This window comes from Streptococcus sp. HMSC072D05, assembly GCF_001815805.1.
In the GTDB taxonomy this organism is placed as follows: Bacteria; Bacillota; Bacilli; order Lactobacillales; family Streptococcaceae; genus Streptococcus.
Window position 1 is genome coordinate 724,632 of sequence record NZ_KV822038.1, and the last position, 15,210, is coordinate 739,841.

Consider the following 15,210-nt stretch of genomic DNA (forward strand, 5'->3'; position numbering starts at 1 on the left):
CCCCTCTCGAGGTAGATAGGTATCTATACGCCGTAGGAACTATTGTTACTGCAGTTGCACTATTGTTTCCGGCCCCTCCCGAGGTAAATAGAGGGCTATACTCAGTGTTCATATTATTTTGGCCAAAATAATGTTTCCGTCCCCTCTCGAGGTAGATAGGTATCTATACATTGTCCGAGCCTCTGACATCAACCAAAAGATGGTTTTGACAGTGTTTCCGTCCTCTCTCGAGGTAGATAGGTATCTATACAATCATTATGGGAAATTTTATCAGCTATCGTTAGACCGTTTCCGGCCCCTCTCGAGGTAGATAGGTATCTATACAAAACACCTGCGGTTACTCAATCCGTGTCGCCAAGTTTCCGGCCCCTCTCGAGGTAGATAGGTATCTATACAATATAATTACTTTAGAAAGGTAGCTAAAATGAAACGTTTAGGTTTCCGGCCCCTCTCGAGGTAGATAGGTATCTATACCCCATATCTTGTATGTAAACCTATAACAAGCACTAGATATAACCTATTGGAAACTACTATTAGTATACCATATTTTGTAAGAGTTTTCATCTCAAAAGAACAAACAATCCTCCTTTTCTATCTCAACTTCATCTGTGTTTAAGCGCAAGGTTTCTTCTCGATTTCCAACGTAAACAATGATATTGTCTAACTGGTCAGCATCATAGAATGATTGCAACTCACTCATCAAGCTACGATAGTTGGACTTCTATAGGTCAATCTCAAAGCAGGATCGTTGGACTCGGATACCAAATCCCTCTAGTAACTTTGCGAGTTTCAGACGCCTCTTATTACTAACAATGTCATATATGATAATACAAAAGAAAAACTTTTTCTTAGCAAACTCCTTCTCTTATGCTGAAAGATTAAAATAAAGTCCCATGATTATTCTCCTGTATAGCCTGTAGCATAAAGTTCGGGTTTTAGACTCTCAAAAGCTCGAATCAATCCCTTATTTTGCAGATCTGCCATATAGAAAAAAGTATAGCGTTTTTTGTCGACTTCGACATACTGATGGATTTCCAACATGCGCTCTCTCATGGCCTGGATAAAAATCCTTCTCCCCTCCCCAGTAAAATAATAGACATTGACATTTTTCTTAGCTAGAACCCTAAGTAACTGTGTAGTTACCTGTTCTTGACCAAAAATCAAAAGGTTCTCTACTAAGTGAATAGAAATTTCTTTAACAATCTGACCTTGACCATTTTTTACGATAATCTTATGATTGTTAAGACTCAGGAAATGGTTAGACTTTTGAACAAATAAATCACTCATCTCATAGATACCTCCTAAATGTATAAAGGATACTATTTTATCATTAAAATTCCTTTTGTCAAGCCCAAATATAAATTTTTTTTAATACAAAAAACGAACCAGCTTGACTGATTCGTTTTCTTTGTATCTACTCCTACTTCCGATACATTTTAAATTGTAGGAAGAGGTCGCTATATTTTCCTGTCCATTTATGATCAAACTTCTCATAAACTTCTAGGTGTTTCATGGTATCAGCGTCTGGATAGAAGGATTTGTCCTCACGAGTCTCCTCTGGGAGCATTTCCTTGGCTGGTAGGTTTGGTGTTGAGTAGCCTACATACTCCGCATTTTTGAGAGCATTTTCGGGTTTTAACATAAAGTTGATAAAGGCATAGGCTGCATCTTGGTTTTTCACAGTTTTTGGAATGACCATGTTGTCAAACCAGAGATTGCTAGCCTCAGTCGGAACGACATACTTGAGGTTAGGATTTTTCTCCAACATCTGGCTGGCTTCCCCAGAGAAAGTCACACCGATAGCAGCATTGTTCTGAATCATGTAACCCTTCATCTCGTCTGCCACAATGGCCTTGATATTTGGAGTCAATTTGTAGAGCTTATCCACTGTCTCTTCCAGCTGCTGAGGATCCTTGGAGTTGAGACTGTAACCAAGTGAGTTAAGCCCGAGTCCCAGCACCTCACGCGCCCCATCAAAGAGCATGACGGAATCCTTATATTCTGGTTTCCAGAGGTCATCCCAATGCTCAGGCGCCTCATCTACCATGGTTTCATTGTAGACGATTCCCAAGGTCCCCCAGAAGTAAGGGATGGAGAATTTATTGCCCGGGTCAAAAGACTGGTTGAGGAACTCAGGTCCGATATTTTCGATTCCTTCAATTTTTGAATAATCAAGCGGAACCAAGAGGTCTTCGTCCTTCATCTTGTTGATCATGTATTCACTTGGGATGGCAATATCATAGGTCGTTCCACCCTGCTTGATCTTGGTATACATGGCTTCGTTGGAGTCAAAGGTCTCGTACTGTACTTGGATTCCTGTTTCTTCTGTGAATTTCTCCAAGAGTTCTGGATCGATATAGTCCCCCCAGTTGTAGATAACCAATTTCTGACTATCTCGGCTATTGATTTTACTATCTAGATGAGTCGCAATTCCCCACAAGACAAGGATAATCGCTACAATTCCTGCTAAAAATGAATAGAGTTTTTTCATGCTTGCTCCTCCTTCTCACGTGAGATAAAGTAATAGCCAACCACTAGGATAATACTAAAGAGAAAGACAAGGGCAGAGAGGGCATTGATTTCTAGCGAAATTCCCTTACGAGCTCGAGAGTAAATCTCGACTGACAGGGTTGAAAAGCCATTTCCCGTCACAAAGAAGGTCACTGCAAAGTCATCCAGCGAATAGGTGAAGGCCATGAAATAACCTGCAATGATAGACGGTGTCAGGTACGGTAGCATGATTTCCTTAAACATCTGAAATTGACTAGCTCCAAGGTCATAAGCCGCATGAATCATGTCATCATTCATCTCCTTAAGACGAGGCAAGACCATCAAGACCACGATAGGGATGGAAAAGGCCACGTGACTAGATAAAACCGTCAAAAAGCCAAGTGAAAACTTAAGCTGGGTAAAGAGAATCAAGAAGCTAGCACCAATCATAACGTCAGGCGCAACCATGAGGATATTATTGAGTGATAAAAAGGCTTCTTGGTATTTCTTACGAGACTGGTAGATATAGATAGCACCAAAAGTCCCGATAATGGTCGCAATCAAGGCAGATAGAAAGGCCAAGAAAAAGGTTTGGGTGAGGATCAACATGAGACGGCCATCACCAAACATAGTTTTAAAATGGCTCAAGCTAAAGCCTGTAAAGCTGTTCATATCATCCCCTGCATTAAAGGCATAGCCAATCAAGTAAAAAATCGGCAAATAAAGGATGATAAAGACAAAGGCTAGGTAGAGATTGGCAAATTTTTTCATCGTTCTCTCCTTTCCTTGGTCACCCACATGGTGAGAAACATGGTCAGGATGAGGATCACACCGATGGTAGAACCCATACCGTAGTTGTCGTTTGTCAGGAAGTTCTGCTCAATAGCCGTTCCCAGCGTGATAACGCGGTTCCCACCAATCAAACGTGTCAGCATGAAGAGACTCAAACTTGGGATAAAGACAGACTGAACACCACTTCTCACTCCGTTCATAGAAAGGGGGAAGATGACATGGCGGAAAGTTTCCCACTTGGTCGCACCGAGGTCATAGCTGGCATTGATAAGATTGTTATCCATATCATCCAAGACATTGAAGATCGGCAAAATCATAAAGGGAAGCTCGATGTAACTTGCGACAAAGATAAAGGAGAAATCCGTAAAGAGCAACTGCTGCGAACCGATTCCGATGAATTCCAAAAATTGGTTAATAGAGCCATTTTGACCAAAAATCCCGATAAAGGCATAGGCCTTGAGGAGCAAATTGATCCAGGTTGGCAGGATAATCAGCATGAGCCAGAGTTGACGGTGCTTGAGACGGGTCAAAAAGAGGGCTGTTGGATAGCTGATGAGCAGTGTTACCAAGGTGACAATCCCTGCATAAAGCACAGAGTTGAAGCTCATTTTGAGATAGGTCAAGTTTTGTGACGCAAAGTAAGATTTATAATTTTCTAAACTAAACTGCCCTTCGATGTTGAAAAAGGATTGTCCAAAAATCAAGACCAAGGGTGCGAGGACAAAGAGTGCAATCCAAAGCATGTAGGGCACTACAAAGAGTTTAGAGGTTGTTTTCTTCATCTCTTTCCTCCTCGATCGCGTTAATCAGACCTGCTTCTTGCTCTTCGATTTCTACGTACTCCTCGATACGAGCATCGAACTCTTCTTCGGTTTCGTTGAGACGCATGATGTGGATATCTTCTGGTTCAAAGTCCAGACCAATTTCCTCACCCACAATGGCCTTACGAGTCGAGTGGATCATCCATTCATTTCCGAGCTCGTCATAGGCGATAATCTCGTAATGAACCCCACGGAAAAGCTGGGTATCAACTTTAACTTGGAGCTTGCCTTCTTCAGGTAGGGTAATGCGCAAGTCCTCTGGACGAATGACAACCTCAACAGGCTCATTTGGCTTCATCCCTCCATCGACCGCTTCAAAGCGTTTGCCGTTAAACTCAACCAAGTAGTCCTCAATCATGGTTCCTGGCAAGATGTTGGACTCACCAATAAAGGTGGCAACAAAGTGGTTGATCGGCTCATCATAGATGTCGACAGGCGTTCCAGACTGAACAATCTCGCCATCATTCATGACGAAAATCCAGTCACTCATAGCAAGGGCTTCCTCCTGATCGTGAGTGACAAAGACAAAGGTAATCCCCAATCGTTGTTGCAATTCACGCAGTTCGTACTGCATGTCTGTTCGCAATTTCAAGTCCAGTGCTGACAAGGGCTCATCCAACAAGACCAAACGGGGTTGGTTAATGATGGCACGGGCAATGGCCACACGCTGACGTTGTCCTCCAGAGAGTTTACGAATGGAACGCTTCTCGTAACCTTCCAACTGAACCATCTTGAGAACTTCCGCTACACGTTGTTCGATTTCTTTCTTGTCAATCTTACGCAAACGGAGTGGAAAGGCAACATTTTCAAACACATTCATATGTGGAAACAAGGCATAGGATTGGAAGACCGTATGAACATCTCGTTTGTTGGTTGGGATGTCGTTAATCCGTACCCCATCCAGCAAAATATCCCCTGTCGTCGCATCCAGTAAACCTGCAATGATGTTTAGAATGGTTGATTTTCCTGAACCAGATGCGCCTAGTAGGGTATAGAACTTCCCTTCTTCCAACTCAAAGTTAATGTCTTTGAGAACCTTGGTGTTGCTGTCTTCAAAAACTTTAGAGACGTTTTTGAATTCAATAATTGGTTTTTTCAATTGTCATAAATTCCTTCTTTTTCATAAATTAACAGATCAGGGCTCTGTCAGGCCGCTACTACCTCGTGTAGGAGATTGAACTGCCTACATACATCTTCACTCACGATAGGCTTTCACCCCCTTTACAATGGTTATAGCAGCAACTTTTCTACCCCAACCTTATTCCTTCTCACCCAAGATTCGGACTTCTCTTTCAAGAGTGACACCTGAGTGTTCCTTGACTTTTTTGATAACAGATTGGATCAAGTCCTCGTAGTCTTTGGCCGTTCCGTCAGCAACATTGATCATAAAACCGGCATGCTTTTCAGATACTTCCACACCACCGATTCGATAGCCCTTCAGGCCAGCCTCTGAGATCAACTGACCTGCAAAATGCCCCACTGGTCGCTTAAAGACTGAACCACAAGATGGGTATTCTAAAGGTTGTTTGAGTTCACGTAGGTGCGTCAAGCGGTCCATCTCTTGCTTGATAACCTGGTGATTCCCTGGAGCTAGGGCAAATTTAGCTGACAAAACAACAGCCCCAGAATCCTGAATAGCTGAATGGCGGTAACCAAAAGCCAAGTCCTTGACTGACAAGGTCTCGATTTCCCCTTCCTTAGTCAAAATTTGACAAGACTGCAAGATATGGGCAATCTCTCCTCCATAGGCACCCGCATTCATAAAGACTGCACCGCCGATGCTTCCAGGAATCCCACAAGCAAACTCAAAACCAGTCAAACTATGACGGAGGGCAATACGTGTTGTTTCGATCAAGTTCGCTCCTGCTTCTGCTTCGATGGTATAGCCATCAACCGAAACGTTATTAAGCTTATCACACAAGATGACAAAACCACGGATTCCACCTTCACGAACGATGATATTGCTGGCATTCCCAAGCACCATCCAGGGAATATTCTCTTGATTGGCAAATTGGACGACACGGACCATCTCATAGCGATTGCGTGGCAAAACTAGATAATCCGCTCGACCTCCAACCTTGGTATAGGTATAGGTCTTCAAGGGCTCCTTAAAACGAATATCGATTCCTTCTAGGATTTCAAGCATTTTTTCTTTTACTGACATGTCACTCTTCCTTTTTCAAAATTCATTCCATTATACCACTTTTAGAGACATTTGACGACCATAAAAAGAGCTTGTTTTATCTTTACATAAAAAAAGAGGTCACCCCTCTTTTTATGATTTTTTCCAAAATGTAGATTTTGTCAGCCAGATAAAGACTAAAAGTTCTACGAGAAGAATAAACTCAACTAGAAGCGGATTTGCAATCCATCCAACATGAGATAAGGCTGGAGCCAAGTCAAACAAGGCATGCAAACCATAGGCAGCAAGGAGGTAGATCCATTTCTTTTGACGGACACTTTGATAGACCCAGATAGAGAGACCAATTTGCAGAACCAAGGCAAGCACACGTTCAACTCCTAGTAAATAAACCTGCCATACAGAAAGAGACTGAACCGTTTCAAGTGTAGACTTTGGAAGAAGATTGGCTACATCAGTATTTGAAGACTGGATGAGTGAAAAGAGAATCAAAAGACTGATCAAGCTTCCCATTCCGAGATAGAGCATCTCCAAGCCGCCATGTCCCAAACCATAAGCCAAAGCATCTCGATCTTCTAGCTTTCTCTTTTTCTCCAACCATTTAAAAAAGATAAGACGAGCCGTCTCTTCAAAGAGGGCTGCCATAGCGATCCCATAAAGGACGTATAAGAAAGGCTGCTCCTGCATAAGCGGAATGGTTCCATCTTTTTGCGGATGGAGTATCAGAAGGTGAACCATCTTCTCTAACACTTGAGAAGAAACAAAAAATGCGATTGCCCCCAAGCCCATCACTGCAAGAGAGATTTTAAACCGCTTTTTGGCATACCAAGTCCCACTTACTAGAATGAGAACCAAAGCGATCATGGTAAGGATAATATGTACTGTCATCTTTTTCTCCTATTCTGACTTATCAATATCTTTCTTCATCTCGTCAACGTTAAATTTGGCAAATAAATACTGGCGATCTTGGACTGGAAAACGTTGGTCCAACTGGTCGACTGCCCCAACCTCAATCATTCCTTCTTTGATAACAAAGTCCATCACATGCCCACCAAAGGTTAAATCATCTGAGATAAAATGCAAATGGTAGCCTGCAACACTCACTCCATGGAAAATCTCCGGTGTCCAAAATCCAACAATAGTTCCCGATACATTTTCACGGCTATATTCAGGTTGGTGAGTCGCTACATCAGCAAACTTAGTATCAGGTGTGGATTTAGGAATCATCCGTACGTGCATTTGTGAAAATTCGCCATGAATCTTGATGGAGCGAAAAAGATTTTCCCCATCATAGTAGGACTCAATTCGTTTTTCCAATTCCTTGTCAGTCATCTCAAAGCGCTGACGAAAAATCACTTCTGCCTGATGAGGAACCACCGCTGCATAGGGAATAAGGGCATCCGCTGCCACCTCAACGATTTCAGGCGTTTGACCAGACCCCTTGGCTTGATAAGCCTTGCCATCAAGGACAATCAACTCCCCGTCAATCGAATCCAATGTTCCCAAGCCGAGGTCACCATGTTCCAGCAATTCTCCCACTGTCATGGTTCCGCCATATAGACCTGCCATTAGGGCACCTAGAGTATTGTATTGAAATAATTTAACCGGTTCCTGCACTTTTCTATCCATTCTCTTTCTTATCTTCTTTTCAATGAATCATCATACTTTCTAAGTATACCACATTTGCTCCTAGTTGTGAAAGGGAGAAATGCTTTTCCCATTGCCAAGAAGGCAAAAAAAAGGTACAATGTAACAAAATCAACGGAGGTCTGGAATGAAGAAAGAAAGTAAATACCAAGCAGTCGTTTCCTTTCTCAAAAAAGGTATCGAATCAGGAAAATTTCCAACAGGTAGCCGGCTTCCCTCTATCCGTCAACTGAGCCAAGACTTCCACTGTAGCAAGGACACTATCCAACGAGCCCTGCTGGAATTACGCCATGAACAATACCTCTATGCCAAACCCCAAAGTGGCTACTATGTTCTGGAACAAGGACAGCATCAGGACTTGGAAATCGAAGTCACTGACGAACATGCCAGTGCCTATGACGACTTCCGACTCTGCGTCAACGAAACCCTAATTGGAAGAGAAAACTACCTCTTCAACTACTATGACAACCAAGAAGGCCTTGAGGAACTGAGACAATCTGTCCAGCAACTCCTCTTTGACCAAGCCCTCTACTGTAAACCCGACCAACTGGTTCTAACATCTGGTACCCAACAAGCTCTCTTTATACTTTCTCAGATTAACTTTCCGAGCCAGGGAACTGAGATTTTGGTCGAACAGCCGACCTACCACCGGATGAACCGTCTCTTGGTCGCTCAAGGATTAGCCTACCAGACCATTGAACGCCGTATTGATGGCATCAACCTTGAAGAACTGGAAGAACAGTTCAAATCTAGGAAAATCAAGTTTTTCTACACCATTCCTCGCTTCCACTATCCCCTAGGTCATTCCTATTCTGATCAGGAAAAAAGGGCTATTTTGGATCTAGCAAATCAGTATGGTGTATATATCGTCGAGGATGATTATCTAGGTGACTTAGACTCTAAAAAGGGACAAACCTTCCACTATCTGGATACTGAGGATCGGGTCATTTATATCAAGTCCTTCTCAACTAGTCTCTTTCCAGCCCTTCGTATTACCGCCCTCATTCTCCCAAATGCTCTAAAAGAGGCCTTTGTTGCCTACAAAAATATCCTGGACTATGACAGCAATCTCATCATGCAAAAGGCGCTCTCTCTTTACATCGATAGCCAGTTATTTGAAAAAAATCGACTGGCTCGATTGACCCTTCAAGAGAACTATCAGGCTCAGATTAAGGAAGTGCTTGAAGAAAACTCCTGTCCCTTGCCCCACTATCCTCTACACGATGGTCTTTTGCTTGATTTGAGACACTATCCTAAGATTGCCAGTTTGAAACACAGCTCACTCAAACTAGACTTTTTTGAGAAGGCTTATTTGGATGCCTGTCCTTATCAGTTCGCCAAAGTCACTCTTGAAAATCTAGAAGAGCTATTAGAATACATAAAAGCAGAATTGGATTAAAGTCCAACTCTGCTTTTTCTTATTGTTCAACTTCTGTTAGTTTTGCTGCCTTTTCAAGATAAGTTTGATAGGTTCCGTCATCTTTCAGTTTTTGGATAACCTTATCGACTACAGCTTTCAAGTCTGATTGATCCTTCTTGATAGCAACGGCATTGGCTTCGCCATCTTTCATCGTCAAATTAACAGATGCAACGACAATGTCTGAGTTTTTACCTGCGTAGCTAAGAGCAACTGGTTCATCCATATGAACAGCATCCACTTTTCCAGCCTGCAATTCATTAACTGCTTCCCCCATATTAGTCAAAGAAGTCAGTTGGGCATTTGGCAATTGTTCCTTCACCATAGTTTCTGGAACGGTTCCCTTTTGAGCTGCGATATTCGCACTTGCAAGGCTTGAGAGATCCTTGTACTTGTCTAAATCGGCTTTTCTAACCAAGAAACTCATCTTGTTTTCATAGTAAGGGATTGAAAAGTCAAAGACTTCCTTTCTCTCATCTGTGGCACTAATTCCCGCAATGGCTAAGTCAGCCTTTCCAGTTTGAAGACTAGTCAAGACATTGTCAAAACTCATGCTAGAGATTTCAAGTTTAACCCCAAGCTCATCCGCAATCGCTTGAGCCATATCAATATCTGCCCCAACCACTTGGTTTTTACCATCTACCAAGGATTGAAATTCAAATGGTGCATAGTCTGGACTGGTCGCAACGACTAGCTTTCCTTTTTGTTTGATAGCGTCCACAGCAGACTGGGAGCTATCCGTTCCTGACTGGCAAGCTACCAAAACCATGCTGGCAAGCATGCTACATACAACTAACATCCATTTTTTAAATTTCATAAATAAACGACCTTTCTGTTATTTCTGAATAATTATAACTCTTTTAAAAATAGTTGTCAACCCTTTTAGAGATTTTGAATGTAAAATAATTCTTCTCATAAAAAGAAGACTGATTTATCACAATCAGCCTTTTATTCTGTATATTTAAACCGTTTCTTATAGTTCGACAATCTTCCCTGTTTCAAAGTAAACAACCCATTCACAGATATTTTTAGCGTAGTCTCCGATGCGTTCCAAGAAGGAAATCACCTGGAAGTAATCACGGCCTGTAACGATGGCTTCAGGATGTTTCTTAATTTCTTCTGTAGCCAAATCACGAATGCTATCAAAGTAATGGTTAATTTTTTCGTCCATCGCTGCTACTTCGTAGGCTTGATCCACCGAACCGTTCAGATAGAGATCTAGAGCCGCTTCGACGAAGTTTTTCACATCGCGTCCCATCTTTTTGATCTCTTCTTCAACTGCGGGAATGCGTTGTTCCCCCTTCATACGAATAGTTGCTTTTGCGATTGACACTGCATGGTCTCCCATGCGTTCCAGGTCTGATACTGCCTTGAGAACGGTCAATACAGTACGGAGGTCTTGAGAAACAGGTTGTTGAAGCGCGATCATTTCAAATGATTTCTTTTCGAGTTTCACTTCATATCCATTTACTTCTGCATCTTCCTCAATAACTTCTTTTGCCAAATCACGGTCATGTGTGACAAAGGCACGCACTGTACGATTGATTTGTGAGAGCACTTCTTGTCCCATGGCATAGAACTGGTTGTGCAATTTCTCCAAATCTTCTTCAAATTGAGATCGTAACATCATTCAACTCCTTATCCAAATTTTCCTGTAATATAATCTTCTGTTTCCTTGTTTTGTGGGTCTAGGAACATTTTCTTCGTATCGTTAAACTCAATCAAATCCCCATCTAGGAAAAATCCTGTTTTATCAGAGATACGAGAGGCCTGTTGCATCGAACGTGTTACCAAGAGCATGGTGTATTTATCTTTCAGACCATACAAGGTTTCCTCAATCTTACCAGCCGAGATAGGATCCAAAGCTGAAGTCGGTTCATCCAAGAGAATAATCTTGGGACTGGTTGCTAAGACACGGGCAACACAAACACGTTGCTGTTGGCCACCTGAGAGACCAATGGCTGAATCATGCAAGCGATCCTTGACCTCATCCCAGATAGAAGCACGTTGCAAAGCTTTTTCTACTGCTTCATCCAAAACATGTTTATCCTTGACCCCATTGATACGTAGGCCGTAGACAACATTTTCATAGATAGACATAGGGAAGGGATTGGGCTGTTGAAAGACCATACCGATTTCCTTACGCAATTCAACCGTATCGGTACGCGGACTGTAGATATTGTGACCATTATAAATCACTGTTCCAGTTGTTGTCACCTCAGGATTTAGATCGCCCATGCGGTTGATGGCTTTGAGCAGGGTGGACTTTCCTGATCCAGAAGGACCAATCAAGGCTGTTATTTCCTTAGGTTGGAAAGAAAGGGAAACACTATTCAAGGCCTTCTTTTTATTGTAATAAACGGACAGGTCTTTAACCTGCAAAATCGGTTCTGTCATACTGCTTCCTTTCTAACCAAAGTGTCCCGTTACATAGTCATTGGTAGACTGTAGCTTGGCATTTTGGAAAATATTGGATGTCTTATCATACTCAATCAAATCACCCAAGTAGAAAAATCCTGTGTAGTCACTTGCACGCGCAGCCTGTTGCATACTGTGGGTAACGATGATGATGGTAAAGTCCTTCTTCAATTCCAACATGGTTTCTTCCAGCTGGGCTGTCGCAATCGGATCCAAGGCTGACGCCGGTTCATCCATCAAGAGGATATCTGGCTTGACAGAGATGGCGCGAGCGATACAGAGACGTTGTTGTTGCCCACCAGAAAGCATCAAGGCTGATTTGTGGAGGTCGTCTTTGACCTGATCCCAAAGGGCAGCCTGTCTTAGAGAGGTTTCTACAATTTCATCAAGTACTTTCTTGTCCTTAACACCTGCACGTTCATGAGCAAAAGTGATGTTGCGGTAAATAGACTTGGCAAATGGATTTGGACGTTGGAAGACCATTCCGATATGCTTGCGCATCTCATAGACATTGATTTCTGGACGATTGACGTCAATCCCTCGGTAGAGGATTTGACCTGTGACCTTGGCAATATCAATGGTATCATTCATCCGATTGAGACTGCGAAGATAAGTAGATTTCCCAGATCCAGAAGGACCAATCAAGGCCGTAATTTTATTTTTTTCAAATTGCATATCGATGCCCTTAATGGATTCATTTTTACCATAGTAAACATGTAAATCCTTAGTAGAGAGGGCCACTTTTTCTTCAGGGAAGGTGATGATATGCTTTTCATCCCAGTTATATTTTGACATGGCTTCTCCTTTAGGCAGCGGTTAATTTCTTGTGTAAATAGCTTCCGAGTTTGCGTGCTCCAAAGTTAAAGATCAAGATAAAGATGAGGAGCACAGCGGCAGAACCAGCAGATACAATGGTAGCATCAGGAATGGTTCCTTCACTGTTGACCTTCCAGATGTGGACCGCCAAGGTTTCTGCTTGACGGAAGATTGAGATAGGACTGGTAACACTGAGGATATTCCAGTTAGACCAGTCAAGGGCTGGAGCGGATTGTCCTGCCGTATAGATAAGAGCGGCGGCCTCACCAAAGATACGGCCAGATGCCAAGACAACACCCGTTACGATACCTGGAAGGGCTTCTGGAATGACAACATGAACTACAGTCTCCCAACGAGAAATTCCAAGGGCCAGACCAGCCTCACGTTGTGTATGGTGAACGTGTTTTAAACTGTCCTCAACATTTCGAGTCATCTGAGGGAGGTTAAAGACCGTCAAGGCCAAGGCACCTGAAATGATTGAAAATCCATACTCAAACTGGACTACAAAAATCAAGTAACCAAAGAGACCTACAACGACTGATGGTAGAGAAGACAAGATTTCAATACAGGTTCTGACAAAATTTGTCACAGGTCCTTTTTTGGCATACTCAGCGAGGAAAACGCCAGCTCCAATAGACAGAGGAACAGAAATGATCAAGGTAATGACCAAAAGGAAGAAGGAATTATAGAGCTGAATCCCGATACCCCCACCTGCTTGATAAGAGGAGGATTTCCCAGTCAAGAAAGACCAAGAGATATGCGGTAACCCTCTCACCAAGATATAGAGAATCAAGGATGCCAAGATGGCAACGATGATACCCGCGATGGTATAGAGGACAGCTGTTGCAAGTTTATCTAATTTCTTAGCGTGCATAGTTTTTCTTTCCTCTTTCTTTCGTAATCAATTTAATCACACTGTTAAAGGCCAAGCTCATCAAGAGCAAGACCAAGGCCAGTGACCAGAGAACGTTATTATCAACCGTTCCCATAACGGTATTTCCGATTCCCATTGTCAAAACAGATGTCAAGGTCGCAGCTGGTGTTGTTAACGAAGTTGGGATAACTGCTGAGTTCCCGACCACCATCTGAATGGCAAGGGCTTCACCGAAGGCACGCGCCATCCCAAAGACCACTGCAGTGAAAATACCTGAACGTGCTGCTTTCAAGGTCACACGCCAGATGGTTTGCCAGCGAGTGGCTCCCATAGCCAAACTGGCTTCACGGTAATGACGAGGAACAGCACGCAAACTGTCTGTTGTCATAAAGGTTACAGTTGGTAGGATCATGACAAAGAGAACGAAAATCCCTGACAAGATCCCAAAACCAGTTCCACCAAAGATGCTACGAACAAAAGGCACCACGACTTGCAAACCGATAAATCCATAGACGACTGAAGGAATCCCGACGAGGAGTTCAATAGCCGGTTGCAAAATCTTTGCCCCCTTTGGTGATACTTCTGTCATAAAGACTGCAGCTCCGATAGCAAAGGGTGTTGCGATGAGGGCTGATAAAATCGTCACAATAAAGGAACCCAAAATCATCGGAAGGGCACCAAATTGTTTCCCAGAAGGATTCCAAGTTTGTCCAAAGAGGAAATCAAAGATGTTGACCCCATTGACAAAGAAGGTCGATAAGCCTTTTTGGGCTACAAAAATCAAAATCATCGCCACAATGATGACAATCAAAGAAAGGCAAGTGAAGGTCAAACCTTTACCAAACTTCTCAAGGCGAGAGTTCTTTGAAGGAGAGAGTAATTTTTTAGATAATTCTTCTTGATTCATTATTGACCTCCTTCTACTGCTGTAACGGTACCTGAAGCATCCTTTTGGACTTTCATTTCATTGATAGAGATATAGCCCATTCCCTTAACAATCCCATTTTGGGCTTCATCTGAGAGGACGAAGTTCAGGAATTCAGCAGCTAACTCATTTGGCTGACCGAGTGTGTACATATGTTCATAAGACCACAAAGGCCAGTTGTTGGTCGTTACATTTTCAGACGTAGGTTCATACCCATTCAGTTTCATGCTTTTCACGGAATCATCTACATAGGCAAAGGCTAGATAAGAAATGGCTCCAGGAGTTTGGGATACAATGGACTTGACCATCCCGTTAGAATCCTGTTCTTGGCTCTGCATTGCCGATTGGCCATTCATAACGACCGTATCAAACGTCGCTCGTGAACCAGAACTTGCTGCTCGGTTGATGATTGAAATTGCCAGGTCTTTGCCCCCAACTTCTTTCCAGTTGGTCACTTCACCTGTAAAGATTTTGCGAAGTTGCTCGGTTGTGAGATTTTCAACATCCACTTCTTTGTTTACAATCACTGCAAGACCAGCCACTGCAACCTTGTGGTCTACTAGAGCCGAAGCATCGATTCCTTCTTTTTCCTCTGCAAAGACGTCAGAGTTCCCGATGTCAACTGCTCCAGACTGGACTTGGGATAGTCCTGTGCCCGATCCACCACCTTGAACATTGACTGTTTTTCCGATGTTTCTAGAACCAAATTCATCTGCTGCTGCTTCGACAAGAGGTTGAAGAGCTGTTGAACCAACGGCTGTCATGGATTCTCCACGATCAATCCAGCTAGCACATCCTGCTAGAGAACCTGCCATCAAAAGAGCTGCAAGAGACATGACGAGCTTTTTTCTTTTTTTCACTGTTATTCTC

18 protein-coding genes and 1 CRISPR repeat array are annotated in these 15,210 nt (G+C 42.8%); of the genes, 1 reads left to right on the forward strand and 17 read right to left on the reverse strand.

Annotated elements, in window-relative coordinates:
- The first annotated feature begins 72 nt into the window (after positions 1-72).
- Positions 73-475: a CRISPR direct-repeat array (repeat unit 29 nt; unit sequence CCCCTCTCGAGGTAGATAGGTATCTATAC).
- A gap of 90 nt (positions 476-565) precedes the next feature.
- From HMPREF3057_RS10595 to budA, 10 genes are all read right to left on the reverse strand, one after another.
- Positions 566-700: a hypothetical protein gene (locus HMPREF3057_RS10595; protein WP_257371358.1), complete on the reverse strand. Its 135-nt coding sequence runs from the start codon at positions 698-700 to the stop codon at positions 566-568.
- Positions 701-721: 21 nt separating this feature from the next.
- Positions 722-829 (reverse strand): CRISPR-associated endonuclease Cas2, encoded by a 108-nt coding sequence (cas2, locus tag HMPREF3057_RS10600; RefSeq protein ID WP_373878921.1) that lies wholly within the window; start codon positions 827-829, stop codon positions 722-724.
- Between the two features lie 68 nt (positions 830-897).
- Entirely contained in the window at positions 898-1,287 is a 390-nt protein-coding gene (locus HMPREF3057_RS09355; RefSeq protein ID WP_083312830.1) for a CRISPR-associated endonuclease Cas1, read from the reverse strand.
- Positions 1,288-1,420: 133 nt separating this feature from the next.
- Positions 1,421-2,491 (reverse strand): ABC transporter substrate-binding protein, encoded by a 1,071-nt coding sequence (locus tag HMPREF3057_RS09360; RefSeq protein ID WP_070697359.1) that lies wholly within the window; start codon positions 2,489-2,491, stop codon positions 1,421-1,423.
- Positions 2,488-3,261 carry an ABC transporter permease gene (locus tag HMPREF3057_RS09365; protein ID WP_000712716.1) on the reverse strand — a complete coding sequence of 258 codons (774 nt, stop codon included), beginning with the start codon at positions 3,259-3,261 and terminating at the stop codon, positions 2,488-2,490. Before HMPREF3057_RS09365 ends, HMPREF3057_RS09360 begins: the two co-directional genes overlap by 4 nt.
- Positions 3,258-4,064 carry an ABC transporter permease gene (locus tag HMPREF3057_RS09370; protein WP_000754115.1) on the reverse strand — a complete coding sequence of 269 codons (807 nt, stop codon included), beginning with the start codon at positions 4,062-4,064 and terminating at the stop codon, positions 3,258-3,260. The genes HMPREF3057_RS09365 and HMPREF3057_RS09370 overlap by 4 nt, the downstream gene beginning before the upstream one ends.
- The gene (locus HMPREF3057_RS09375; protein WP_000742898.1) at positions 4,045-5,202 is read right to left on the reverse strand and encodes an ABC transporter ATP-binding protein; all 1,158 of its coding nucleotides are present in this window, start codon (positions 5,200-5,202) and stop codon (positions 4,045-4,047) included. Before HMPREF3057_RS09375 ends, HMPREF3057_RS09370 begins: the two co-directional genes overlap by 20 nt.
- 159 nt (positions 5,203-5,361) lie before the next feature.
- A complete protein-coding gene (gene murB, locus HMPREF3057_RS09380; protein WP_070697362.1) occupies positions 5,362-6,267 on the reverse strand; it encodes a UDP-N-acetylmuramate dehydrogenase in 906 nt (301 codons plus the stop codon).
- Between the two features lie 111 nt (positions 6,268-6,378).
- Complete coding sequence (locus HMPREF3057_RS09385; RefSeq protein ID WP_000215877.1) at positions 6,379-7,131, reverse strand: YhfC family intramembrane metalloprotease; 753 nt, start codon at positions 7,129-7,131, stop codon at positions 6,379-6,381.
- Between the two features lie 9 nt (positions 7,132-7,140).
- On the reverse strand, positions 7,141-7,872 hold the full coding sequence (budA, locus tag HMPREF3057_RS09390; protein ID WP_000375405.1) for an acetolactate decarboxylase: 732 nt from the start codon (positions 7,870-7,872) through the stop codon (positions 7,141-7,143).
- A 145-nt stretch (positions 7,873-8,017) separates the two neighbouring features.
- Between budA and HMPREF3057_RS09395 the strand changes: the two genes are divergently transcribed.
- Entirely contained in the window at positions 8,018-9,289 is a 1,272-nt protein-coding gene (locus HMPREF3057_RS09395; protein WP_070697364.1) for an aminotransferase-like domain-containing protein, read from the forward strand.
- 19 nt (positions 9,290-9,308) lie between these two features.
- Here HMPREF3057_RS09395 and HMPREF3057_RS09400 read toward each other — a convergent pair whose 3' ends face one another.
- The 7 genes from HMPREF3057_RS09400 to HMPREF3057_RS09430 form a co-directional block, all read right to left on the reverse strand.
- The gene (locus HMPREF3057_RS09400; protein WP_070697366.1) at positions 9,309-10,124 is read right to left on the reverse strand and encodes an ABC transporter substrate-binding protein; all 816 of its coding nucleotides are present in this window, start codon (positions 10,122-10,124) and stop codon (positions 9,309-9,311) included.
- A 156-nt stretch (positions 10,125-10,280) separates the two neighbouring features.
- Entirely contained in the window at positions 10,281-10,934 is a 654-nt protein-coding gene (phoU, locus tag HMPREF3057_RS09405; RefSeq protein WP_000946475.1) for a phosphate signaling complex protein PhoU, read from the reverse strand.
- A gap of 11 nt (positions 10,935-10,945) precedes the next feature.
- Positions 10,946-11,704 carry a phosphate ABC transporter ATP-binding protein PstB gene (gene pstB, locus HMPREF3057_RS09410; RefSeq protein ID WP_000138669.1) on the reverse strand — a complete coding sequence of 253 codons (759 nt, stop codon included), beginning with the start codon at positions 11,702-11,704 and terminating at the stop codon, positions 10,946-10,948.
- A gap of 12 nt (positions 11,705-11,716) precedes the next feature.
- Entirely contained in the window at positions 11,717-12,520 is an 804-nt protein-coding gene (pstB, locus tag HMPREF3057_RS09415) for a phosphate ABC transporter ATP-binding protein PstB (RefSeq protein ID WP_000049851.1), read from the reverse strand.
- A 10-nt stretch (positions 12,521-12,530) separates the two neighbouring features.
- Positions 12,531-13,415 carry a phosphate ABC transporter permease PstA gene (gene pstA / locus HMPREF3057_RS09420; protein WP_000543048.1) on the reverse strand — a complete coding sequence of 295 codons (885 nt, stop codon included), beginning with the start codon at positions 13,413-13,415 and terminating at the stop codon, positions 12,531-12,533.
- Entirely contained in the window at positions 13,405-14,322 is a 918-nt protein-coding gene (pstC, locus tag HMPREF3057_RS09425) for a phosphate ABC transporter permease subunit PstC (RefSeq protein ID WP_001070950.1), read from the reverse strand. Before pstC ends, pstA begins: the two co-directional genes overlap by 11 nt.
- Positions 14,322-15,200 carry a phosphate ABC transporter substrate-binding protein PstS gene (locus tag HMPREF3057_RS09430; protein ID WP_007520299.1) on the reverse strand — a complete coding sequence of 293 codons (879 nt, stop codon included), beginning with the start codon at positions 15,198-15,200 and terminating at the stop codon, positions 14,322-14,324. Before HMPREF3057_RS09430 ends, pstC begins: the two co-directional genes overlap by 1 nt.
- Positions 15,201-15,210: the final 10 nt, after the last annotated feature.

Coding starts and splice junctions, on each gene's coding strand:
- HMPREF3057_RS10595 (WP_257371358.1), bottom strand. CDS start 700: ATGAGTGAGTTGCAATCATTCTATGATGCTGACCAGTTAGACAATATC.
- HMPREF3057_RS09355 (WP_083312830.1), bottom strand. CDS start 1,287: ATGAGTGATTTATTTGTTCAAAAGTCTAACCATTTCCTGAGTCTTAAC.
- HMPREF3057_RS09360 (WP_070697359.1), bottom strand. CDS start 2,491: ATGAAAAAACTCTATTCATTTTTAGCAGGAATTGTAGCGATTATCCTT.
- HMPREF3057_RS09365 (WP_000712716.1), bottom strand. CDS start 3,261: ATGAAAAAATTTGCCAATCTCTACCTAGCCTTTGTCTTTATCATCCTT.
- HMPREF3057_RS09370 (WP_000754115.1), bottom strand. CDS start 4,064: ATGAAGAAAACAACCTCTAAACTCTTTGTAGTGCCCTACATGCTTTGG.
- murB (WP_070697362.1), bottom strand. CDS start 6,267: ATGTCAGTAAAAGAAAAAATGCTTGAAATCCTAGAAGGAATCGATATT.
- HMPREF3057_RS09385 (WP_000215877.1), bottom strand. CDS start 7,131: ATGACAGTACATATTATCCTTACCATGATCGCTTTGGTTCTCATTCTA.
- budA (WP_000375405.1), bottom strand. CDS start 7,872: ATGGATAGAAAAGTGCAGGAACCGGTTAAATTATTTCAATACAATACT.
- HMPREF3057_RS09395 (WP_070697364.1), top strand. CDS start 8,018: ATGAAGAAAGAAAGTAAATACCAAGCAGTCGTTTCCTTTCTCAAAAAA.
- HMPREF3057_RS09400 (WP_070697366.1), bottom strand. CDS start 10,124: ATGAAATTTAAAAAATGGATGTTAGTTGTATGTAGCATGCTTGCCAGC.
- phoU (WP_000946475.1), bottom strand. CDS start 10,934: ATGTTACGATCTCAATTTGAAGAAGATTTGGAGAAATTGCACAACCAG.
- pstB (WP_000138669.1), bottom strand. CDS start 11,704: ATGACAGAACCGATTTTGCAGGTTAAAGACCTGTCCGTTTATTACAAT.
- pstB (WP_000049851.1), bottom strand. CDS start 12,520: ATGTCAAAATATAACTGGGATGAAAAGCATATCATCACCTTCCCTGAA.
- pstA (WP_000543048.1), bottom strand. CDS start 13,415: ATGCACGCTAAGAAATTAGATAAACTTGCAACAGCTGTCCTCTATACC.
- pstC (WP_001070950.1), bottom strand. CDS start 14,322: ATGAATCAAGAAGAATTATCTAAAAAATTACTCTCTCCTTCAAAGAAC.